Below are 20213 nucleotides of genomic sequence, written 5' to 3' on the forward strand. Positions count from 1 at the left end.
TGGACCTTCCAAAAGTGTTGGTGCCTGACTGTGCGGGTCTGCAGTAAAACCCTGCATGGGGGTACGCCAGATTGCCTTGCGCGCGCCCCACTGTCAAATATATGATGCACGTGTCTGTGATTCGATTTGGATATCACAGCAGTTATTCCACATGGAAACGCATATGAACCTGGAACTGCGCCAGCTGCGCTATTTCGTCACCGTCGCCGAAGAGCTGCACTTCGGCCGCGCCGCCGCGCGCCTGCACATGACGCAGCCGCCCCTGTCGCAAACCATCATGGCCCTGGAAGAACTGCTGGGCGCGCCCCTGTTCGTGCGCACGCGCCGCGAGGTGCAGCTGACGCCGGCCGGCACGGCCCTGCTGCCCGAGGCGCGCCGGCTGCTGGCGCAGGCACTGGATTTACCCGCGCTGGTGCGGCGGGCCGCGCAGGGCGAGGCGGGGCGTCTGAGCCTGGCGTTTGTCTCGTCGGCCGACTACAGCGTGCTGCCGCCCCTGCTGCGCGCTTACCAGGCGGCCTATCCGCAAGTGCAGATCGCCCTGCAGGAAGCCACGTCCGACCTGCAGCTCGACGAACTGCTGGCCGGGCGCACGGATGCGGGCCTGCTGATCCCGCCCCTGCCCGAGAAGGCGAAAGGGGAACTCGACTACCTGCCCGTGCTGGCCGAACCGCTGGTGCTGGCCGCGCCCTCAGGCCTCGACATATTGACCGCGCCGGGCCCCGTGCGCCTGCGCGACGTGCCGCCCCTGCCCTTGATCATTTTTCCGCGCGCCATTTCTCCCGCCCTGCACGACGCCATCCTCGGCGTGTTCCGCGCGGCCGGCATCACGCCGCAGATCGGCCAGGAAGCGATACAGATGCAGACCATCGTCAGCCTCGTCTCGGCTGGCATGGGCATCGCGCTTGTGCCACAATCGGTATCGAATCTGATGCGCCCGGGCGTAGAATACAGGCCGCTGCAGGACGCCACGCCGCTGGTGGAAACGGGCCTGGCCTGGCGCCGCGACAATCCGTCCGCCGTGCTGCAAGGTTTTTTGGCGCTGCTGCGCAAGCAGATAGGCACCCAGCGCAATAAATTAAGTGGCCGCTAAGACAAAAAACCGCAGCCGCCCCCATACTACGCAACCTTGGCTTTAAACAAAGAAAGAAACCCCATGCTGATACACCCGATGCCCGACCCGATAGCCATCCAGATCGGCCCGCTCGCCGTGCACTGGTACGGCCTGATGTACGTGCTGGCCTTTGCCCTGTTCATTATCCTGGGCAGAGTGCGCATCAAGCAGCCGCACATCGCCGTACTGGGCTGGAAGAAGGAAGACCTCGATGACATGCTGTTCTACGGCATGCTGGGCGTGGTGATCGGCGGGCGCCTGGGCGAAGTACTGTTCTACCGTCCCGAATACTTCATGCACAATCCGCTCGAGATCTTCATGGTCTGGCATGGCGGCATGTCCTTCCATGGCGGCTTCCTCGGCGTCATCCTGGCCATGTACCTGTGGAGCCGCAAGGCGGGCCGCAACCTGTTCGACGTGCTCGACTTCATCGCGCCGCTGGTGCCGCTCGGCTACGCGGCCGGCCGCCTGGGCAACTTCATCAATGCCGAACTGCCGGGCCGCATCGCGCCGGAAACCCTGCCGTGGGCCATGCAGTGGCCCGGCATTCCGTATCCCGTGCACCCGTCGCCGATCTACCAGATGCTGGTCGACGGCATTTTGGTGTTCATCATCCTGTGGCTGTTTGCGCGCAAGCAGCGCCCGCGCATGGCCGTGGGCGCCATGTTTACCCTGCTGTACGGCTGCGCGCGCTTCTTCACCGAATACTTCCGCACGCCGGACTGGGAAGTCGTGTGGCTGGGCGTGCCGATCACGTCGGGCCAGATGCTGTCCCTGCCGATGATCGTCGGCGCCATCGCCCTGCTGGTGTGGGCGTACAAAAGCCAGGTGATGGGCACGCCGCCCACCAAGGCCCGCCCGGCCAACACGTAACACCGCTGTTCCCCCGGTGGCGCGCCAGACAGGTGCGCCACTACCTCCTTCCGCAACATTTCCTTCAACGCAATAAAATTTCCTAGTGGAATAGACTTGCTGTTGACATCTCGGTATCATCGTTTTCATGCCGCCACCGGGGAGTGCCTTGCCATGCTGCCTGTCGGACAAAAACTGACGTACTCGATTGCGCTGGGCGCCTGCTATGTGCTGGCGCAGCTGGCCTTGACGGCCTGGGCAGGAACGCGCGCCCCCTGGGTCAGCTATGCGTTCAACATTCTGGCTCCCTTGCTGGCGCTGGCCGCCTGTTGCCGCTGCGCCTATATGAGCGCGGCGGGCGCCGCCAGGACGGGCTGGGCCCTGTTCGCCGTGGCCATGCTGTTCTGGAGCACGGGCATGATATTGTCGGCCTGGCAGGATCTGAGCGGACAGGTGGCGTCCGACGCCACGTATTTTTCCGATTTCGCCTATTTCATGTATGGCGCGCCCCTGCTGCTGGCCATGTCGTCCGTGACGCACGAGCATCCCTCGCGCACGCTGCAATGGCTGGACGCCGTGCAAGTGCTGCTGGCGACTTACCTGGCCTATACGGCCATCTTTTCCGTGTCGCCCTTCGACCAGCGCTCGATCGCGCCGATTCCCGCCAGCCTGCTGGTGCTGACCTACAACGTGGAAAACCTGGCCCTGGCCTGTTGCGCTTCGCTGCGCCTGCTGGCGCACCGCCGCGATGGCGGGCAAGGCCGCTTTTACCTGCTGCTGACGGTGTTCTTGTGGTGCTATGCGGGCTGCGCTGCCGCGTATAACTATCTGACCTTGCATGGCGTGACGCAAGCGTGGAGCGAAGTACTGCCGAGCCTGCCGTTCCTGCTGCTGGTGCTGCTGTCCAAGGGCGGCCCGGCGGCGCGGTCCGGGCCGGAAAGCGCCCGGGCGCAGCAAGCCCCGCAAAAGCTGACCCTGCTGATCGACAATTTCAGCCCCATCTTCTTTACGGCCGCCCTGCTGGGCCTGGGCTTTGACGTCATGCGCGCGCATTTCTACCTGGCGGCGGCGTCGCTGTTCGTCGCGCTGCTGGTCCACGCATTGCGCTCGGCCACCCTGCAAAGCCGCTACATGCAAAGCGAACTGGCCTTGCGCGCCGCGCATGACAAACTGGAAAAGCTGTCGCTGACGGACGGCTTGACGGGCATCGCCAACCGGCGCTGCTTCGACCAGACCCTGCAGCTGGAATGGCAGCGCGCCGCGCGCAACCATCAAGGGCTGGCGCTGCTGATCATCGATATCGATTTCTTCAAAAGCCTCAACGACACCTTCGGCCACCCGTATGGCGACGCCTGCCTGGTGCGGATCGCGGCCGCCCTGCACTCGGCGCTGCCGCGCGCCAGCGACCTGGCTGCCCGCTTCGGCGGCGAGGAATTTGCCGCCATCCTGCCCGCCACCGACCACGCGGGCGCGCTGGCCGTGGCGCACAAGATGCAGGAAGCGATCGCCGCCGCCGCCATCGTCCACGCGCCGTCGCGCGGCGGCCTCGTGACGGCCAGCATCGGCCTGGCCTTGAATGATGGAGGACAGACGCCGGAACAATTGCTGGCCGCCGCCGATCAGGCCCTGTACCGGGCCAAGCAGAATGGCCGCAACCGGGTCGAGGGCTAGCCTTTCAGCTTATTGGTAATCACTTTCCATTGCGCCGGCGTCACGGGCGTGATCGACAGCCGGCTGCCCTTCTTCAACAGCAGCATGTCTTCCAGTTCCGGCATCTGGCGCATTTCGGACAGGGGCAGCAGCGCCGTCTTCTTCAGGCCCCGCACGTCGACGCTGATCCAGCGCGGCTGTTCCTGCGTGGCCTTCGGGTCGAAGTATTTGCCGCCCGCTTCAAACTGACTGTGATCGGGATAGGCGCCGCTGGCCACTTCGGCCACGCCCGCCACGCCCGGCTGCGGGCAGCTCGAGTGATAGAACAGCACGCCATCGCCCGGCTGCATGCCATCGCGCATGAAGTTGCGCGCCTGGTAGTTGCGCACGCCGAACCACGGCATGGTGTGCCGGGGCGCGGCCATCAGGTCGTCGATGCTCACTTCATCGGGTTCGGATTTCATCAGCCAGTATTGTTTCATGCAGACTCCGTATCAAAGCGACAGACGTAAAAAAACGGTTGCGCATCGATGCTGCAACCGTTTTTCGTTTTCTTTCAAATTGGGCCCCGCCTGTGCCGCTATGCCGGCATCCCGAACCAAACGGTTCAAGGTGGTCACGTTAGTTCAATTTCGGGTTCGTCGAACGAGCGACGCTCACTCCCATCAAACAAAATTCGCAACCGATGCGCATAAATGGTTCAAGGAATATATGGCAATCGCGAACACCGCAGGGTAGACCCAAGTTTACTCCTTTGATCGCGCATCGCAAAGACAAATCGTCGCGTGCACGCTTAAAAAAGGTTTTCCTGGGGCGTCAAAGCGCTATCCAATACCGTGTGCATGGCCGAGATTTTCTGCTTCACTTCCAGGATCGTCAATTCGGACAGCGGACCTTGCGGCGACTTCACGGAGAGGAACTCCGCGGCCACGCCCAGGGCGGCCAGCACGGCGATGCGGTCGTTGCCCTTGACCTTGCCCGCGTCGCGGATGGCTTTCATTTTGCTATCGAGATAGATCGCCGCTTCGCGCAGCGCGCGCTCTTCGCCGTCGCGGCACACCATGCTGTAGGACTGGCCCATGATATTGACATCGACACGCGGCATTACGCTTCCTTCTCGTTCTCGGCAATATAGGCACCCGCTTCCGAAGCGGCTTGCTCCAGGCCCGCTTGCACCAGTTCGGGAATTTTTTCCAGCAAGGCTTCCACCCGCTCCTGCGCCTCGCGCATGCGTTGCACGTACAGGGCGTTTTCGGCGGACAGGGCGGCGTTATCCTTGCGCAGTTGCGCGTTTTCACGGCGCAGCGCATGGGTCATTTCGGCCAGCAGGCCTATTTTGTCGGATAATTCGTTGAATTCGGAAATCATTCCGCCACTATAGGGCGGACGCTCCATGGGCGTCAATCGAATCACGCCGCTGTCACACATATTTACATCAATGCAGGGCAGTTGGCGGACAATACACACTTTTTCCGGCGCTTTTCGCCAACTGCGCGCATCTGCGGGCGCCGCGATGGCAGCGTTTTACTCGTCGACGTAATCGGCTTCGATATCGAGTCCGCCATAGCGGTTTTCGCAAGAGCGGCGCGTCAAGGTCTGTTGTCCGCCCTTGCCGTCAAGCACCATCGTCAAATCGCGGCAAGTACGGCTGTAGCTGCCGGGTTTGGCGTCCGTGCCCGAGGGCGTCAGGCGCACTGCCAGCGGCTGCGCATTGCCCAAGCCCTTGTTGCTCCACTGGCGGCTCTTGCCATCCTCTTCATCCTTCAGGGTGCGCACGGCCGCCTTCAGCAGCGCTGCCTGCTCTTTGGCATTCAGCTTGGCCACCGTCACGTCGGACAGGAAAGGCGGATACACGACGGGCGCCGGGTCCTTGCCCTGCACGTCCCAGCGGCCGCTGCTCTGCGAACAGGTGCGCCGGCTCAAGTCCTGCGTTTTACCAGCCGCCGTGACGACGAATGTCAGGTCGCGGCACACGTGCGCCTTCAGGCTGTGTTCCGTCATGCCCGAGTTGCTGAAGTTATAGCTGACTTTGACCATCACGCCGCGCTCGCCGCCGTTGTCCCACACGTGCGCTTCCTGGTCGTCGTCATCCTTGTTCAAGTCCTTGAACAGCTCGTTAAGCAGCATTTCCTTTTGCTGCGGCGTCAGGGTGGCCACGGTGATCTCGTCGGCGATGGTGGGCGTTTGCGCGGCGGCATTGCCCAGGCAGGCGAAACCGAGGACGGCGGCGCCCAGCAGGCGCAGGGCGGGACGGGAAAGAGTCGATGGCATGATGAGTGAGCTTTCAGGTGAGAATGGCGATATTGATATGCAATTCTAATCATCTTATCAAAATCCATAGCAAAACTCTGTTTCCTGTGCGTACAGGAACGCCGTCCGCCCGACGGGCATGCTAGAGTCGCGCCTGTTGCTGACGCCCGGGAACGAGGCTTGCGTTTGCGCAAACCCTGTGTAAATGCAGGCTGCGTGGAACAAGTATCAATATGTTCCCCTTGAATAAGCCCCCTACCGTCCCTATAATTAGCACTCGTTAGTAGAGAGTGCTAACAAACTCTTTCGTAGCAATCCTCAGGACATGATGGTGCATGCCGGACAACAGCAGGGAACGCTACGCGGTGGGCGACGCCGCGATGCACCACTGCTCAAGCCGGCACGCAACGATGCCATGGGGTTTGCTTGACCGTTGCGGGCTGCTTTCAACGGCGGTCACTGAAAGCACGCCTGGCGCTGTGCCAGGCATGTATTCATTCAGCAACACTTATCCATTGAACTTTAAGGAGTTTTGTATGAATCTGCGCCCATTGAACGATCGCGTCATCGTCAAACGCCTCGACCAGGAAACCAAGACTGCGTCCGGCCTCATCATTCCTGATGCAGCTGCTGAAAAACCGGATCAAGGCGAAGTCCTTGCCGTAGGCAATGGCAAGATTCTCGACGACGGCAAAGTCCGTCCTCTGGATGTCAAAGTGGGCGACCGCGTCCTGTTCGGCAAGTACGCCGGCCAAACCGTCAAAGTTGACGGCGATGAGCTGCTGGTCATGCGCGAAGAAGACATCATGGCGATCGTCGTCAAGTAATTGTTTCCACGTTTTAGATAACTCATTCCGAAATTTCTGGAGAATTGAACATGGCAGCTAAAGAAGTAGTATTCGGCGACGCAGCGCGCGCCAAGATGGTCGAAGGCGTCAATATCCTCGCCAACGCAGTCAAAGTCACCTTGGGCCCGAAAGGCCGCAACGTGGTCCTGGAGCGCTCGTTCGGCGCCCCTACCGTCACCAAGGATGGTGTGTCGGTAGCGAAAGAAGTTGAACTCAAAGACAAGCTCATGAACATGGGCGCGCAAATGGTCAAGGAAGTTGCTTCCCGCACCAGCGACAACGCCGGCGACGGCACCACCACCGCAACCGTGCTGGCACAAGCCATCGTGCGCGAAGGCATGAAGTTCGTTGCCGCCGGCATGAACCCGATGGACCTGAAGCGCGGTATCGACAAGGCTGTTGCTGCGACCGTCGAAGAACTGGCGAAAATCGCCCGTCCTTGCACCACGACCAAGGAAATCGCCCAGGTTGGCGCGATCTCGGCGAACTCGGACTACTCGATCGGCGAGCGTATCGCTGAAGCGATGGAAAAAGTCGGCAAGGAAGGCGTCATCACCGTAGAAGACGGCAAGTCGCTGAACGACGAGCTGGACATCGTTGAAGGCATGCAGTTCGACCGCGGCTACCTGTCGCCATACTTCATCAACAACCCGGAGAAACAAGTTGCCGTACTGGACAGCCCATTCGTCCTGCTGTGCGACAAGAAAATCTCGAACATCCGTGACCTGCTGCCGGTACTGGAACAAGTCGCAAAAGCTGGCCGTCCACTGCTGATCATCGCGGAAGACATCGAAGGCGAAGCGCTGGCCACCCTGGTTGTGAACAACATCCGCGGCATCCTGAAAACCTGCGCAGTGAAAGCACCTGGCTTCGGCGACCGCCGCAAAGCCATGCTGGAAGACATCGCTGTCCTGACCGGCGGCCAAGTGATCGCTGAAGAAGTCGGCCTGACCCTGGAAAAAGTGACCCTGGCCGAACTGGGCCAAGCGAAACGCATCGAAGTGGGCAAGGAAAACACCATCGTCATCGATGGCGCCGGCGAAGCTGCCTCGATCGAAGCACGCGTAAAACAAGTGCGTGTACAGATCGAAGAAGCGACCTCGGACTACGACCGTGAAAAACTGCAAGAGCGCGTCGCCAAACTGGCTGGCGGCGTTGCCGTGATCAAGGTTGGCGCAGCCACCGAAGTCGAAATGAAAGAGAAAAAAGCCCGCGTTGAAGATGCACTGCACGCTACCCGCGCTGCCGTGGAAGAAGGCATCGTGCCAGGCGGCGGCGTAGCCCTGCTGCGCGCACGCGCCAACATCACGGTCAAGGGCGACAATCCTGATCAAGACGCCGGTATCAAGATCGTCCTGCGCGCAATGGAAGAGCCACTGCGCATGATCGTGCAAAACGCTGGCGAAGAAGCTTCGGTCGTCGTGGCAGCCGTACTGGCTGGCACGGGCAACTACGGCTACAACGCTGCCAACGGCACGTATGGCGACATGGTGGAAATGGGCGTTCTGGACCCAGCCAAAGTGACCCGTTCGGCGCTGCAAAACGCCGCTTCGATCGCTTCGCTGATGCTGACGACCGACTGCATGGTCTGCGAAATCGCTGACGACAAAGCAGGCGGCGGCATGGGCGGCGGCATGGGTGGCATGGGCGGCATGGGCGGCATGGACGGCATGATGTAATGTCCGGCGGCCAGTCGCGCAGGCGACGGCGCGACCGGCCGCATACGCCGGGACAAGGCTGGCAGACCAAAAGCTGCCAGTACCTGCCCGGCGGCCCCGAAAGCCACCTTCCACGGAAGGTGGCTTTTTTTCGTCTTTCCCTAGCAATTCCAATGATTGCCCGCCTGACTGTTTTGCTTTAGCATGGCCGCCATCTTTCCTCTTTCGCACACCCGCCACCATGCCGCCACGCGCCTCCACTTCCAGAACCACCATCATCGCCGGCATCCTGGCCGGCTTGCTGGCCGCCGGGCTCGGCGCTTTCTACGTGCACGAGCAATCGGCGCCGCGCGATGAGCATGTCCCTGGCGCCAGCGCCGGCACGGCGGCGCCGGAGAAGAACGCGCGCGCCGTCGATGCCTTGATGGCCTTACCGGAAATCAAGGCCTGGTCGGCGCATATCGAAAAGGCCTCGGGCGGCCGCGCCCACGGCGCCGTGATGGAAACGTCGCCGGAAGCACGCCTCATCGATGGCCAGCCCTACTATGACCTGAACTTTGTGGAAAACACGCCGGACGCGGCGCACCGCTGGGAGAGTTTCGTCGTCTCCCAGGATGGCAAGCGCATCCTCGTCGACGACGTCGTCAGCGGTGAGCTGATCAGCCTGGAACAATGGCGCAAGGACAACGCGCCCATGCAGCGCATCGCCACGCAGTAATTCCTGCGCCGGCCCCCTTGCCGCGGGACGCTTGCGTTGCAGCGCAAGCTTTACTTTCCGACATCGAAGCGCGATACTCGGCCACATGCCCGCCATCACTGTCCGCCCCCTCGCGCCAGACGACGCCAGCGCCTACCGCGCGCTGCGCCTGGCCGGCATCGCCGAATTGCCCGCCGCCTTCTGCACCACGCACGCGGCGGAAAGCGGCTTGCCGCTGGCACGGCTAGCCGAGCGCCTGCGCGCCACTTCCCACCAAATAATATTTGGCGCTTTCGACCAGGAACAATTGATCGCCATTGCCGGCCTGCGCCGCGAACCGATCGCCGTCGTGCATGACAAGGCCAGCCTGTGGGGCGTGTACGTGGCACCGCAGGCGCGTGGACTCGGCGCGGGACGGCAACTGGTGCAGGCGGCCATCGCGCACGCCTGCAGCGTGCCCGAGCTGGGCCGCGTGCGGCTGGCCGTGGCCCAGGACAATCACGCGGCGCTGAACCTCTACCTGGGCTGCGGTTTTAGCCTGGCGGACAGTCCCGCATCGGATGGCATGCTGCAAATGCAACTGCTGCTGCCCCGCCCTGCCCGTGCAAGTGCCGAAAGTAATGTCTTTATGAAAATCAATACCTTACAAATCCCTGCGAAATAGCGGACAGGCCGTTTTTTCTGTTGCAAGCAAACGCGGCAGGCCTTAGCATCGCGGCTTACAAAAAAAACTTGGGGAGAGCCAATGTCATCGGCCGAGACACAAACCGCCACGGGCAAAATGCCCCGGCAAATACCGTACATCATCGCCAACGAAGGCTGCGAACGCTTCAGCTTTTACGGCATGCGCAACATCCTGACGCCATTCCTCATCAGCACCTTGCTGCTGATGATCCCGATCGACCAGCGCACGGGCGAAGCCAAGCACGTGTTCCACACCTTCGTCATCGGCGTGTATTTCTTCCCGCTGCTGGGCGGCTGGCTGGCCGACCGCTTCTTCGGCAAGTACAACACCATCTTCTGGCTCAGCCTCGTGTATTGCGCCGGCCATGCCTGCCTGGCCCTGTTTGAAAACAGCGTCAACGGCTTCTATTTCGGCCTGTTCCTGATCGCCTTCGGTTCCGGCGGCATCAAGCCGCTCGTGGCCTCGTTTGTCGGCGACCAGTTCGACCAGACCAACAAGCACAAGGCCAAGCTGGTCTTCGACCTGTTCTACTGGATCATCAACTTCGGCTCCTTCTTCGCGTCCTTGCTGATGCCGATGTTCCTGCGCGACTTTGGTCCATCGATCGCCTTCGGCATCCCCGGCCTGATGATGCTGGCCGCCACCGTCGTCTTCTGGATGGGCGCCAAGAAATACGTGCACGTGCCGCCGGCGCCGCCGAATCCCGATTCGTTCACCCGCGTGGCCCGCACGGCCCTGCTGGCCCGCGTCGATGGCGGTTCGCGTCCCGGCCTGTACGTCGCCTACGTCGGCGTGATCGGCGCCCTGTATGCGTTCTACAGCATCCCAGAATGGGGCTTCGTGATCTCGGCCTGTACCGCGCTGGTCCTGCTGCTGGCCTTCGGCAGCATCGGCACGGCCATGCAGCTGGAACGCGCGCGCGGCATCCACCCTGACGAAGCCGTCGAAGGCGTGCGCGCCGTGCTGCGCATCCTCGTCATCTTCGCCCTCGTCACGCCCTTCTTCTCGCTGTTCGACCAGAAGGCCTCGACGTGGATCGTGCAAGCGAACACCATGGAAAAACCAAGCTGGTTCCTGCCGGCGCAGATGCAGGCGCTGAACCCGATGCTGGTGATGCTGCTGATCCCGTTCAACAACCTGGTGCTGTACCCGATGCTCAACCGCTTCGGCTGGGAAGCGACGGCCCTGCGCCGCATGACGGCCGGTATCGGCTTTTCCTCGCTGGCGTGGATCGTCATCGGCTTGCTGCAGCTGGCCCTCGACAGCGGCAGCGCCGTCTCCATCATGTGGCAGATCCTGCCGTACGCCCTGCTGACGTTCGGCGAAGTGCTGGTCTCGGCGACGGGCCTGGAGTTTGCGTACAGCCAGGCGCCCGTCTCGATGAAGGGCGCCATCATGAGCTTCTGGAATCTGTCGACGACGGTGGGCAACCTGTGGGTGCTGATCGTCAACCGCAGCGTCATGAACGAAGGCGTGATCGGCAAGATCGCCGAAAGCGGCATCAGCGTGACGGCCTTCCAGATGTTCTTCTTCGCCGCCTTCGCCGCCGTGGCCATGCTGGCCTTCGGCCTGTATGCGAAGCGCTACAAGATGGTCGACAACTACCGCAAGACGGTGGTGCCGGGCAAAGCGTAATCATGCAAGTAGGTCGGATTAGCCCGAAGGGCGTAATCCGACAACGCCGCTGACAATATCGTCGGATTACGCATGGCGATGCCACGCTAATCCGACCCACGCGTCCTTCTTTTTTACGTCGTCACCGTCGGCCCATCGCGCCCCGTGCGCTGGCGGATCTGCGCGAGCTGCTGCGCCACGGCGATCAGCCCTGCCAGCGCTTCCTGGGTGGGAATATCGTGGCGGGCCGGATCGGCTTCGTAGCGCTCCAGGTACAGGCGCAGGGTGGCGCCTTCGGTGCCCGTGCCGGACAGGCGCAGCACGATGCGCGCGCCGTCCGTCATGATGATGCGGATGCCCTGCTGCGTGGCGACGGAACCGTCGACGGGGTCCGTGTAGCTGAAATCGTCGGCCAGCGCCACCGTGTAGCCATGGACTACCTGGCCCGGCAAGGCGGCCAGCTGGCCGCGCACGGCCTCCATCAGCTGCGCCGCGCAAGCGCTGTCGATGTCTTCGTAGTCGTGGCGCGAATAGTAGTTGCGGCCATACGTGGCCCAGTGCGCGCGCACGATGTCTTCCACCGATTGTTTTTTCGCTGCCAGCAGGTTGAGCCAGAACAGCACGGCCCACAGGCCATCCTTTTCGCGCACGTGGTTCGAGCCCGTGCCATAACTCTCTTCGCCGCACAGGGTGGCCAGGCCGGCGTCGAGCAGGGTGCCGAAGAATTTCCAGCCCGTCGGCGTCTCGTGGCAGGGGATGCCCAGCGCGCTAGCGACCCGGTCGGCCGCGCCCGACGTGGGCATGGAGCGGGCGATGCCTTTCAAACCGTCGCGGTAGCCGGGCGCCACGGTGGCGTTGGCGGCCAGGATGGCCAGGCTGTCCGAGGGCGTGACGTCGAAACGGCGCCCGACGATCATGTTGCGGTCGCCGTCGCCATCTGACGCGGCGCCGAAGTCCGGGGCATCGTCGCTGGCCATGCGCGTAATCAATTCCTGCGCGTTGACGGGGTTCGGGTCCGGATGGCCGCCGCCGAAGTCTTCCAGGGGCACGCCGTTGATGACGCTGCCCTTGGGTGCGCCCAGCATGCCTTCCAGGATGGCCGTCGCATACGGCCCGGACACGGCGTGCATGCCGTCGTAGCAGAGGCGCAAGCCGCCCGCGAACAGGGCGCGGATGGCATCGAAATCGAACAGCTGCTGCATCAGTTCCGCGTAGTCCGCGACGGAATCGATCACTTCGACGGTCATCTGCTCGATGCGCACGGTGCCCAGGGTGTCGAGGTCGATATCGGCAGCGTCGCTGATGCGGTACTCGGTGATGGCTTGCGTGCGCGCAAACATGGCTTCCGTGACCTTTTCGGGCGCCGGGCCGCCATTGGCGATGTTGTACTTGATGCCGAAATCGCCATCCGGGCCGCCCGGGTTATGGCTGGCCGACAGGATGATGCCGCCGCTGGCGCCATGCTTGCGGATCACGCAGCTGACGGCCGGCGTCGACAGGATGCCGCCCTGCCCCAGCAGCACGCGCGCATAGCCGTGCGCGGCCGCCATGCGCAGCACCGTCTGGATAGCCGCGCGGTTGTAGTAGCGTCCGTCGCCACCCAGCACCAGGGTCTGGCCACGGCAGTCGCCGAGCGTGTCGAAAACGCTCTGCACGAAGTTTTCCAGGTATTGCGGTGCGCTGAACACAGCCACCTTCTTGCGCAGGCCCGACGTGCCGGGCCGCTGGCCGGCAATCGGCGCCGTGTTGATGATTTGAATAGCCATGTTGCCTCCATATTAACTTCCCATGTTAACGCAAGTGGGGCAAGCGGCAAAGCGTTGTACGTCAGCGATGGTGCGGTAATACGCTTAAGCTGGCGGCACCATGCGGCACCTCACTCTTGCATGTCTCACAACCCCACATTATAATAAGAATAGTTCTCATTCACATTTAGACTCTCGACAGAGTGTGCACGCAGCCGCTACGCCAGTGCGCAGTTGAATGACACGCTGCGCCAGCCAGGCATGTCCGCCAAGCAAGCCTTCCCATATCAATAACGAAAGTAGAAGTTTCATGGCGCGAGCACGTTCGCTGGCCGGCACTGCCGCCGCGACGTCCCGATACTTCGCACCGCTGCGATAACCATGTTTCTCATCACGAACGAAGGGATACACCATGCACCTCACTTCCATCGCGCGCCTCGGCGCCCTCGCCACCGCCCTGCTGGGGGCGGCCCTCGTTTCCGGCACGGCCAGCGCACACCAGATCTGGCTGCAGCAGGACGGCAAGGCGGCCAGCGTCTACTTCGGCGAGTTCGGCGACAACCTGCGCGAAGCGTCGCCCGGCCTGCTCGACAAGTTCAGCATCGGGAACGTGACGTGGATTTCGGCGGCCGGCAACAAGTCCCTGCAGGCCAGCAAGACGGCCGGCGCCTTTGTCCTGAACGGCAAGGTGGCGGCCGGCGAAAGCATCATCGTCGAGGAAGACAACTACCCGTCGTGGGAAGAGAAAAAGGATGGCAAGGCCACGCGCACCGTGTGGATTCCCGCCGCGCGCCTGATCGCCGACGGCAAGGCGCAGACACCCGCGCTGACCCTGGACCTGGTGCCGACCGGCAAACCGGGCCAGTTCCAGGTCAGCTACCAGGGCAAGCCGCTGGCGCAGGCCAAGGTCAACGCCGTGGTGCAGTCGGGCTGGAGCAAGGAGGCGTGGAGCGATGCGCAAGGCCTGGTCAGCTTCCCGCTGCCATGGAAGGGCACCTATGTGCTGGAAGTGCAGCACACGGACAAGACGGCCGGCCAGCGCGGCGCGCAAGCCCATGACAAGGCCATGTTCGTGACCACCCTGAGCCTGGTGCAGCCGCAAGGCGTGACGCCGCTGCCGGCCGGTCCGGCCCTGCCGCCCAGCAAGGATCACGACTGACCATGCAAGCGCCAGCCATCACTAAAATGCCGCGCCTGCGGCTGTCCGCCGGCGCCGTGTACCGGCTCGGCGTGGCCTCGCGCAGCGTGGCGGCCATCGTCGGCGGCTACGTGCTGGCCGCGCTGGTCACCATGCTGCTGTCGGTGAGCCTGCCCATGGCCCGTTCCGAAGCCGTCATGACAGCCACCCTGCTGTCGTTTGCCATCTACACCTGCGCCGTACTGTGGGCCTTCGCCACGCGCAGCGCCCTGCGCGCCTGGCTGGGCCTCGCGATTCCCGCCGCCGTCATCGCCGCCATCCTGCAGTGGATGGACGCACTATCCTGGAGTCTCGCATGAAAGAAGGTTTCCGCCAGTCGATGGCATGGCTGCACACCTGGTCCGGCCTGCTCGTCTGCTGGATTCTATTGCTGGTGTTTTGCGCCGGCACGGCCAGCTACTACCGCAATGAAATCACCTTGTGGATGCAGCCCGAACTGCATGGCGCCGCCGCCAGCGAAGTGAGCAGCGAGGAAGCGGCCAAGGTCGCGCAGCAGGCGATGGAAGAGCGGGCCACGGGCGCCACGCGCTGGTTCATCAGCCTGCCCGGCGAACGCAGCGCCGCCACGCAGCTGGGCTGGAGCAAGCCATCGCAACCGGGCGAAAAGAAACGCGGACGGCGCGGCAATTTTCATAGCGAAAAAGCCGACCCGGCCACGGGCGAGGTGCTGTCCAAGCCGCGCGAAACGCGGGGCGGCGAATTCCTCTACCGCCTGCACTTCGACCTGCACTACATGCCGGCCATCTGGGCCCGCTGGATCGTGGGTTTCTGCGCCATGTTCATGTTCGTCTCCATCATCAGCGGCATCGTCACGCACAAGCGCATCTTCAAGGACCTGTTTACCTTCCGGCCGAAAAAGGGCCAGCGCTCGTGGCTGGACGCGCACAACGTGACGGCCGTGCTGGCCCTGCCCTACCACATCATGATCACCTACACGGGCCTCGTCACCCTGATGTTCCTGTACATGCCATCGGGCGCCACGGCCGCCTACAAGGGCGACCAGGACGCCTTCTTCGCCGAAGCCTTCCCGGGCCGCTCGGGCGACAGCAAGCCGGCCGGCGTGGCCGCACCGCTGACGGCATTGGCCCCCCTCGTGCGCCAGGCGGAACAGCACTGGGGCGGCGGCAAGGTCGAACGCATCTCCATCAGCCATCCGGGCGACGCCAACGCCACCGTGACGTTGACGCGCGCGGGCGGACGCGACATGTCGTCGAAGCAGCCGTCGATGGAATTCGATGGCGTGTCCGGCAAGCTGCTGTCGACCGACGGCGAGGCGCAGCCTGGCGCCGCCGCCACGCAAGGCGTGATGGTCGGACTGCACGTCGCGCATTTCGGCGGCCCGCTGCTGCGCGCTCTGTTCTTCCTGTCCGGCCTGGCCGGCTGCGCCATGGTCGCCACGGGCGCCCTGCTGTGGGCCGTCAAGACGCGCCAGAAGCAGGCCAAGGCGCTGGCCGCCGGCAAGCGCGCCAGCTTCGGCCTGCGCCTGGTCGAGGCACTCAACATCGGCGCCATCGCCGGCATCCCGATCGCCTTCGGCGCCTACTTCTGGGCCAACCGCCTGCTGCCTGTGGCGATGGAAGAGCGGCCGCAAGAGGAAATCGCCTGCTTCTTCGGCGCCTGGGCACTGGCCGCCATCATCGCCCAGCTGCGCCCGTCGCGCGCCATGTGGCGCATGCAGCTGGCCGCCGGCGCCTTCCTGCTGGCGTCGCTGCCCGTGCTGAACGTCTTTACCACCGATTCGCATCTGGGCGTGACCCTGTTCCTGGGCCGCGGCCCCGTGGCGGTGGCCGCCTTCGACCTGGTGGTGCTGGTGCTGGGCCTGGGCCTCGCGTATGCGGCGTTCAAGTTGAAGCCGCTGCCCGTGAAGGCGGTCAAGGTCGCGCCGGTAAAACCGGCGCAGACGATGGAGGCCGCGTGATGGAGCCGCTGTCGAACTTCCTCGCGAATTTTCTCGTTTTAGCGCTGTGCTATGCGGGCCTGTCCTCGCTGTGCCTGGCGATGGACCGCCACTACGCCGACCTGCACGGACGCGGCGCCGAACCGCCCGCGCCGCTGCGCCGCCGCCTGCAGTGGGCCGGCTGGCTGGCGCTGGCGGCGGCCCTGGCCTGGGCCATGCACATCGCGGGCGGCGGCTATGGCCTCGTCTACTGGGTCGGCAGCCTGACGGGCTGCGGCTTGCTACTGATCTGGCTGCTGCCGTACGCGCCCCACCAAGCCATGCGCCTGGCGCGTATCGCCGGCAGCGCGGCCGTGCTGGCCGCCGTGATACTCGCGGCGCTGTCCGTCACGCCGGGCTAGTCGACTTGAGCCGCGCCTCGATGTCCTCGGGCGCCACGGCGCGGCCAAGAAAATAGCCGAACGCTTCGTCGCAGCCCATCTCGGCCAGCAGTTCCAGCTGCTCGCCGCTTTCCACGCCGCCGGCGATGGTGCGCAGGCCGAGCGTGCGCGCCATGGCCACGATGGCGCGCACCACGGCGCTATCGCCGCCCGGCTTGCCCAAGTCGTCGACGAAGCATTTTTCGATCTTCACGGCATCCGTGGGAAAGCGTTTCAGGTAAGTGAGCGAAGCGTCGCCCGTGCCGAAATCGCTGATGGCGATCGCCATGCCCAGCTGGCGGAACTGGCGCAGTATCAGTTCGCAGTTCTGGCTGCTGTCGATCAGGATGCCGGCGGCGATTTCCAGTTCGATGCAATGGCCAGGCACGCCGGCCGCCTCCAGCGCGGCGGCGAAATTGCGCGCGATATCGCGCTGGTAGAACTGGCGCGCCGACAGGCTGACGGACACCGTCAGCATCTGCCCCTGCGCGATCCAGCTGCGCGCCTGCTCCACGGCCGTGGCCAGCACCCAGGCACCGACCGGCAGGATCAAGGCGCTTTCCTCGAGCACCGGCAAAAAGTCGAGCGGCATCATCAGGCCCAGTTCCGGATGCTTCCAGCGCAGCAGCGCCTTCACGCCCGTGATCCTGCGCGTCTTCAAGTCCATGCGCGGCTGGTAGTACAGCACGAATTCATTGCGTTCGAGCGCGTGGCGCAGGGCCGTCTCGAGGATGGTGCGCGAATACGACTGCGTCTGCATGCGCGGGGCGTAGCGCTGGCAGGTACCGGGCGCGTGGCGCTTGGCCGCATACATGGCCAGGTCGGCCTTTTCGATCAGCGCATTGACGTCGTCGTCGTCATCCGGGTACAGGGCCACGCCCACGCTGGCCGCCACCGACAGGCTGTATTCGCCGATGACGAAAGGCGCGGCGATGGCGCGGACGATTTTCTCGGCCACCCGCTCGGCATCGTGCGCCGCGCGCAGTTCCGTCAGCAGGATGATGAATTCGTCGCCGCCCTGGCGCGCCACCGTGTCGACCTTGCGCACGCACTGCTGCACCCGGCGCGCGAACTCCGTCAGCACCTGGTCGCCCACGTCGTGTCCCAGGCTGTCGTTGATGGATTTGAAGCGGTCGATGTCGACGAACAGCACGGCCAGCAGCCCCTGGTGGCGGCGCGCGTAGGCGATGCCGTGCTCGAAGCGGATCTGGAAATGCAAACGGTTCGGCAAGCCCGTCAAGCCGTCGTGGTGGGCGATGAATTCCAGCTGCTGCTCGGCGCGCCGGCGCGCCGACACGTCATGCAGCAGCAGCACCGCGCCGCCCTGCACCAGCGGCGCGCAGCTGTACTGCACGTCGATGCGCTTGCCGTCGAGATGGCGCAGCAGCACGGCGCCGCGCGCCACTTCCAGCACTTCCTGCCGCGCCACGCAGTCGCGCACCTGGCGCGCCGCATCGATGGGCGAGCCGTCATGGAACAGCGGCAGCAGTTGCGTCACGGGCTGGCCCGGGCCATCGTCGCCCAGCAGCCCGCCCATGGCGCTGGCGCGGGGATTCAGGTACTGCACCACGCCGTCATGGTCGGTGCCGATGACGGCCGCCGGCAAGGCATGCAGCAGCGCCAGCGCATCGGCCATGCGCCGCGCCTGCGCCGCCTGCAGCACCGCGCCCGTCGCATGGCGCATGCGCCACATGCGCGCCGCCCGCCACTGGCAGGCCAGCAGCACGGCGAGCACCATGGCCAGGGCCAGGCACAGCGCCAGCAGCAGCGCCGTCATGCGTCACCCGGCAGGCAAGAGATGGAAGACATGCTTTTCCTTTGCAACGCGCGCCGTGCGGCCGGGCGCAGATACATGCTGAAAGGAAATAATATAAGAATTTCGGCGCGATATTTGCCTGATGGGGCGCCGCTTGACTGGCATCAAGCGGCGCGTGGCGCGTGTGCTTCAGGCCAGCGACAGCTTCCTGGCCGGGGCGGCGCCCGCCGGTACGGCCATGCCGGGCGTGCCGTGCAGCTTGAAGATGCTGACGGCGTCGGCCAGGCTGGCCGCCTGCTGCTGCAGCGCGTCCGCGGCGGCGGCGGCCTGCTCCACCAGGGCCGCGTTCTGCTGCGTCACGCCATCCATCTGGCTGATGGCGATGCTGATCTGCTCGATGCCGTCGCGCTGCTCCACGCTGGCCACGGCGATCTCGCCGATGATGGCGTTCACGCGCTGCACGCTGCTCACCACGTCATCCATCGTGCGCCCCGCCTGGCCGGCCAGCACGCTGCCCTCTTCCACCGTGCGCACGGATTCGCCGATCAGCTGCTTGATTTCCATGGCCGCCGCGGCCGAGCGGTGCGCCAGGCTGCGCACCTCGGTGGCCACGACGGCGAAGCCGCGTCCCTGTTCACCCGCGCGCGCCGCTTCCACGGCCGCATTCAGGGCCAGGATATTCGTCTGGAAGGCGATGCCGTCGATGACGGCGATGATGTCGACGATGCGCTTCGATGAAGCATTGATATGGCTCATGGTCTGCACCACTTGCGCCACGGCTGCGCCGCCGCGCTGCGCCACGTCGGACGCGCCGCCGGCCAGCTGGCGCGCCTGGTCCGCGTTGTCGTTATTCTGCCGCACGGTGGACGTCAGCTCGATCATCGAGGCAGCCGTTTCTTCCAGCGAACTGGCTTGTTCTTCCGTGCGCGAGGACAGGTCCATATTGCCGCTGGCGATTTCCGCCGAGGCCGTGGCGATGGCGTCCGTGCCGGTACGCACCCGTCCCACGATGGCGGCCAGGTTGCCGCTCATGGCTTTCAGTGCGCGCAGCAAGTCGCCGATTTCATCGCGGCTGCCATCGGCCACCACGGCGCGCAAGTCGCCGGCCGCCACCTGCTGGGCAATGCCGACGGCCGCACCCAGCGGTACCGTGATGCTGCGGATCAGCCACCACACGGTGACGCTGCCGACGACCAGAGTCACCAGTACGGTGGCCAGCATGGCGATGCTGGCGCTGCGGTGCGCGGCCGCGTCCTGTTCCTTCATTTGCGCCATCAGGCTGTGCGACTGCTTGCCGATGGCGGCCACGATGGCGTCGATCTGGCGCGTCGGTTCGCGGTCCATGCCCTTGACCAGCGCATCGACCACGTGGGCGCTGTCGGCACGCGCGCCATCGAATTTTTGCAGGGCCGCCAGGTAGCTCACGCCCAGCGCGTCGTGCGCCTGCAGCGCCTGCTCCACGGACGCCGTGTCGAGCCCCAGCGCCGCCATCATCGATTGCAGGCCTTTCAATTCCTTGCGCGTCTGCGCGCCGCTGGCGACGAACGCTTCGCGGTAACGCTGGAAGGCGGCCGCATCACCGCCGCGCAGCAGGATGTTTTTCCACTCCTGCACCTGGATCTTGAATTCCACCTGCGCGCTGCGCGCCGCATCGACGGCTTCCGTCAGGGCGACGGAGCGCTGCATGGCGTCCGCGCTGCGCGCGCTGGCCGCGTCGAGCGCGCTCCAGCCGCGCGCACCGACGAAGACCAGCGCAAGAAAGAAGAAGGCGCCCAACAGACCGAGGCGGACGGAGATTTTCAGATTCGCGAGTTGCATGTGTTTCTCCCAGCG

At 64.2% G+C, this 20213-nt stretch carries 19 protein-coding genes and 1 other RNA gene; 12 read left to right on the forward strand and 8 right to left on the reverse strand.

Annotated features, from left to right (window positions below):
• The first annotated feature begins 163 nt into the window (after positions 1–163).
• From BLU39_RS13305 to BLU39_RS13315, 3 genes are all read left to right on the forward strand, one after another.
• Positions 164–1090 carry a LysR family transcriptional regulator gene (locus BLU39_RS13305; protein ID WP_092713697.1) on the forward strand — a complete coding sequence of 309 codons (927 nt, stop codon included), beginning with the start codon at positions 164–166 and terminating at the stop codon, positions 1088–1090.
• A 63-nt stretch (positions 1091–1153) separates the two neighbouring features.
• Positions 1154–1984, forward strand: a complete 831-nt coding sequence (gene lgt, locus BLU39_RS13310; protein WP_092713699.1) for a prolipoprotein diacylglyceryl transferase — start codon at positions 1154–1156, stop codon at positions 1982–1984.
• Positions 1985–2137: 153 nt separating this feature from the next.
• A complete protein-coding gene (locus BLU39_RS13315; RefSeq protein ID WP_092713701.1) occupies positions 2138–3634 on the forward strand; it encodes a GGDEF domain-containing protein in 1497 nt (498 codons plus the stop codon).
• Here the strand turns inward: BLU39_RS13315 and BLU39_RS13320 are convergent.
• The 5 genes from BLU39_RS13320 to BLU39_RS13340 all read right to left on the reverse strand — a co-directional run bounded on the left by BLU39_RS13320 (position 3631) and on the right by BLU39_RS13340 (position 5884).
• Complete coding sequence (locus tag BLU39_RS13320; RefSeq protein ID WP_092713703.1) at positions 3631–4095, reverse strand: EVE domain-containing protein; 465 nt, start codon at positions 4093–4095, stop codon at positions 3631–3633. The two genes, BLU39_RS13315 and BLU39_RS13320, sit on opposite strands and share 4 nt — an antisense overlap.
• Before the next feature lie 79 nt (positions 4096–4174).
• Positions 4175–4352: non-coding RNA, 6S RNA (gene ssrS, locus BLU39_RS13325), on the reverse strand.
• Between the two features lie 54 nt (positions 4353–4406).
• On the reverse strand, positions 4407–4718 hold the full coding sequence (locus BLU39_RS13330) for a cell division protein ZapA (RefSeq protein WP_034747344.1): 312 nt from the start codon (positions 4716–4718) through the stop codon (positions 4407–4409).
• Positions 4718–4981, reverse strand: a complete 264-nt coding sequence (locus tag BLU39_RS13335) for a DUF904 domain-containing protein (RefSeq protein ID WP_092713705.1) — start codon at positions 4979–4981, stop codon at positions 4718–4720. The genes BLU39_RS13330 and BLU39_RS13335 overlap by 1 nt, the downstream gene beginning before the upstream one ends.
• Positions 4982–5137: 156 nt before the next feature.
• Positions 5138–5884 (reverse strand): hypothetical protein, encoded by a 747-nt coding sequence (locus BLU39_RS13340; protein WP_092713707.1) that lies wholly within the window; start codon positions 5882–5884, stop codon positions 5138–5140.
• 515 nt (positions 5885–6399) lie between these two features.
• On the opposite strand from BLU39_RS13340, the gene groES reads away from it, so the two are divergent.
• The 5 genes from groES to BLU39_RS13365 all read left to right on the forward strand — a co-directional run bounded on the left by groES (position 6400) and on the right by BLU39_RS13365 (position 11386).
• Entirely contained in the window at positions 6400–6690 is a 291-nt protein-coding gene (gene groES / locus BLU39_RS13345) for a co-chaperone GroES (RefSeq protein WP_010400979.1), read from the forward strand.
• 50 nt (positions 6691–6740) lie between these two features.
• Positions 6741–8390: a chaperonin GroEL gene (gene groL, locus BLU39_RS13350; RefSeq protein WP_010400981.1), complete on the forward strand. Its 1650-nt coding sequence runs from the start codon at positions 6741–6743 to the stop codon at positions 8388–8390.
• A 220-nt stretch (positions 8391–8610) separates the two neighbouring features.
• A complete protein-coding gene (locus BLU39_RS13355) occupies positions 8611–9087 on the forward strand; it encodes a hypothetical protein (RefSeq protein ID WP_254788966.1) in 477 nt (158 codons plus the stop codon).
• A gap of 85 nt (positions 9088–9172) precedes the next feature.
• A complete protein-coding gene (locus tag BLU39_RS13360; protein ID WP_092713709.1) occupies positions 9173–9730 on the forward strand; it encodes a GNAT family N-acetyltransferase in 558 nt (185 codons plus the stop codon).
• A 117-nt stretch (positions 9731–9847) separates the two neighbouring features.
• On the forward strand, positions 9848–11386 hold the full coding sequence (locus BLU39_RS13365; protein ID WP_175539291.1) for a POT-type proton-dependent oligopeptide transporter: 1539 nt from the start codon (positions 9848–9850) through the stop codon (positions 11384–11386).
• Between the two features lie 113 nt (positions 11387–11499).
• Here BLU39_RS13365 and BLU39_RS13370 read toward each other — a convergent pair whose 3' ends face one another.
• Positions 11500–13131, reverse strand: a complete 1632-nt coding sequence (locus tag BLU39_RS13370) for an alpha-D-glucose phosphate-specific phosphoglucomutase (RefSeq protein ID WP_092713714.1) — start codon at positions 13129–13131, stop codon at positions 11500–11502.
• A gap of 391 nt (positions 13132–13522) precedes the next feature.
• Here BLU39_RS13370 and BLU39_RS13375 point away from each other — a divergent pair, with 391 nt between their 5' ends.
• From BLU39_RS13375 to BLU39_RS13390, 4 genes are read left to right on the forward strand one after another with little or no spacing between them, the layout of a single operon-like run.
• On the forward strand, positions 13523–14269 hold the full coding sequence (locus tag BLU39_RS13375; protein WP_092713716.1) for a DUF4198 domain-containing protein: 747 nt from the start codon (positions 13523–13525) through the stop codon (positions 14267–14269).
• A gap of 2 nt (positions 14270–14271) precedes the next feature.
• The gene (locus BLU39_RS13380; protein ID WP_092713718.1) at positions 14272–14607 is read left to right on the forward strand and encodes a DUF3649 domain-containing protein; all 336 of its coding nucleotides are present in this window, start codon (positions 14272–14274) and stop codon (positions 14605–14607) included.
• On the forward strand, positions 14604–16226 hold the full coding sequence (locus tag BLU39_RS13385) for a PepSY-associated TM helix domain-containing protein (protein ID WP_092713720.1): 1623 nt from the start codon (positions 14604–14606) through the stop codon (positions 16224–16226). The genes BLU39_RS13380 and BLU39_RS13385 overlap by 4 nt, the downstream gene beginning before the upstream one ends.
• Positions 16226–16606: a DUF3325 domain-containing protein gene (locus BLU39_RS13390; protein WP_092713722.1), complete on the forward strand. Its 381-nt coding sequence runs from the start codon at positions 16226–16228 to the stop codon at positions 16604–16606. Before BLU39_RS13385 ends, BLU39_RS13390 begins: the two co-directional genes overlap by 1 nt.
• On the opposite strand, the gene BLU39_RS13395 is transcribed toward BLU39_RS13390, so the two are convergent.
• Both BLU39_RS13395 and BLU39_RS13400 read right to left on the reverse strand, forming a co-directional pair.
• Entirely contained in the window at positions 16593–18401 is a 1809-nt protein-coding gene (locus tag BLU39_RS13395; protein WP_092713724.1) for a putative bifunctional diguanylate cyclase/phosphodiesterase, read from the reverse strand. The two genes, BLU39_RS13390 and BLU39_RS13395, sit on opposite strands and share 14 nt — an antisense overlap.
• A gap of 168 nt (positions 18402–18569) precedes the next feature.
• The gene (locus BLU39_RS13400; protein ID WP_092713726.1) at positions 18570–20198 is read right to left on the reverse strand and encodes a methyl-accepting chemotaxis protein; all 1629 of its coding nucleotides are present in this window, start codon (positions 20196–20198) and stop codon (positions 18570–18572) included.
• Between the last annotated feature and the right edge of the window lie 15 nt (positions 20199–20213).

Source organism: Janthinobacterium sp. OK676, assembly GCF_900103595.1.
Taxonomy (GTDB): Bacteria; Pseudomonadota; Gammaproteobacteria; order Burkholderiales; family Burkholderiaceae_D; genus Janthinobacterium.

Bases quoted from the DNA above. Each gene is read 5' to 3' on its own strand.
- BLU39_RS13340 (WP_092713707.1), bottom strand. From the start codon at position 5,884: ATGCCATCGACTCTTTCCCGTCCCGCCCTGCGCCTGCTGGGCGCCGCC.
- BLU39_RS13390 (WP_092713722.1), top strand. From the start codon at position 16,226: ATGGAGCCGCTGTCGAACTTCCTCGCGAATTTTCTCGTTTTAGCGCTG.
- BLU39_RS13360 (WP_092713709.1), top strand. From the start codon at position 9,173: ATGCCCGCCATCACTGTCCGCCCCCTCGCGCCAGACGACGCCAGCGCC.
- groES (WP_010400979.1), top strand. From the start codon at position 6,400: ATGAATCTGCGCCCATTGAACGATCGCGTCATCGTCAAACGCCTCGAC.
- groL (WP_010400981.1), top strand. From the start codon at position 6,741: ATGGCAGCTAAAGAAGTAGTATTCGGCGACGCAGCGCGCGCCAAGATG.
- BLU39_RS13315 (WP_092713701.1), top strand. From the start codon at position 2,138: ATGCTGCCTGTCGGACAAAAACTGACGTACTCGATTGCGCTGGGCGCC.
- BLU39_RS13395 (WP_092713724.1), bottom strand. From the start codon at position 18,401: ATGACGGCGCTGCTGCTGGCGCTGTGCCTGGCCCTGGCCATGGTGCTC.
- BLU39_RS13320 (WP_092713703.1), bottom strand. From the start codon at position 4,095: ATGAAACAATACTGGCTGATGAAATCCGAACCCGATGAAGTGAGCATC.
- BLU39_RS13335 (WP_092713705.1), bottom strand. From the start codon at position 4,981: ATGATTTCCGAATTCAACGAATTATCCGACAAAATAGGCCTGCTGGCC.
- BLU39_RS13400 (WP_092713726.1), bottom strand. From the start codon at position 20,198: ATGCAACTCGCGAATCTGAAAATCTCCGTCCGCCTCGGTCTGTTGGGC.
- BLU39_RS13355 (WP_254788966.1), top strand. From the start codon at position 8,611: ATGCCGCCACGCGCCTCCACTTCCAGAACCACCATCATCGCCGGCATC.
- BLU39_RS13380 (WP_092713718.1), top strand. From the start codon at position 14,272: ATGCAAGCGCCAGCCATCACTAAAATGCCGCGCCTGCGGCTGTCCGCC.
- BLU39_RS13370 (WP_092713714.1), bottom strand. From the start codon at position 13,131: ATGGCTATTCAAATCATCAACACGGCGCCGATTGCCGGCCAGCGGCCC.
- BLU39_RS13385 (WP_092713720.1), top strand. From the start codon at position 14,604: ATGAAAGAAGGTTTCCGCCAGTCGATGGCATGGCTGCACACCTGGTCC.
- BLU39_RS13365 (WP_175539291.1), top strand. From the start codon at position 9,848: ATGCCCCGGCAAATACCGTACATCATCGCCAACGAAGGCTGCGAACGC.
- lgt (WP_092713699.1), top strand. From the start codon at position 1,154: ATGCTGATACACCCGATGCCCGACCCGATAGCCATCCAGATCGGCCCG.
- BLU39_RS13375 (WP_092713716.1), top strand. From the start codon at position 13,523: ATGCACCTCACTTCCATCGCGCGCCTCGGCGCCCTCGCCACCGCCCTG.
- BLU39_RS13305 (WP_092713697.1), top strand. From the start codon at position 164: ATGAACCTGGAACTGCGCCAGCTGCGCTATTTCGTCACCGTCGCCGAA.
- BLU39_RS13330 (WP_034747344.1), bottom strand. From the start codon at position 4,718: ATGCCGCGTGTCGATGTCAATATCATGGGCCAGTCCTACAGCATGGTG.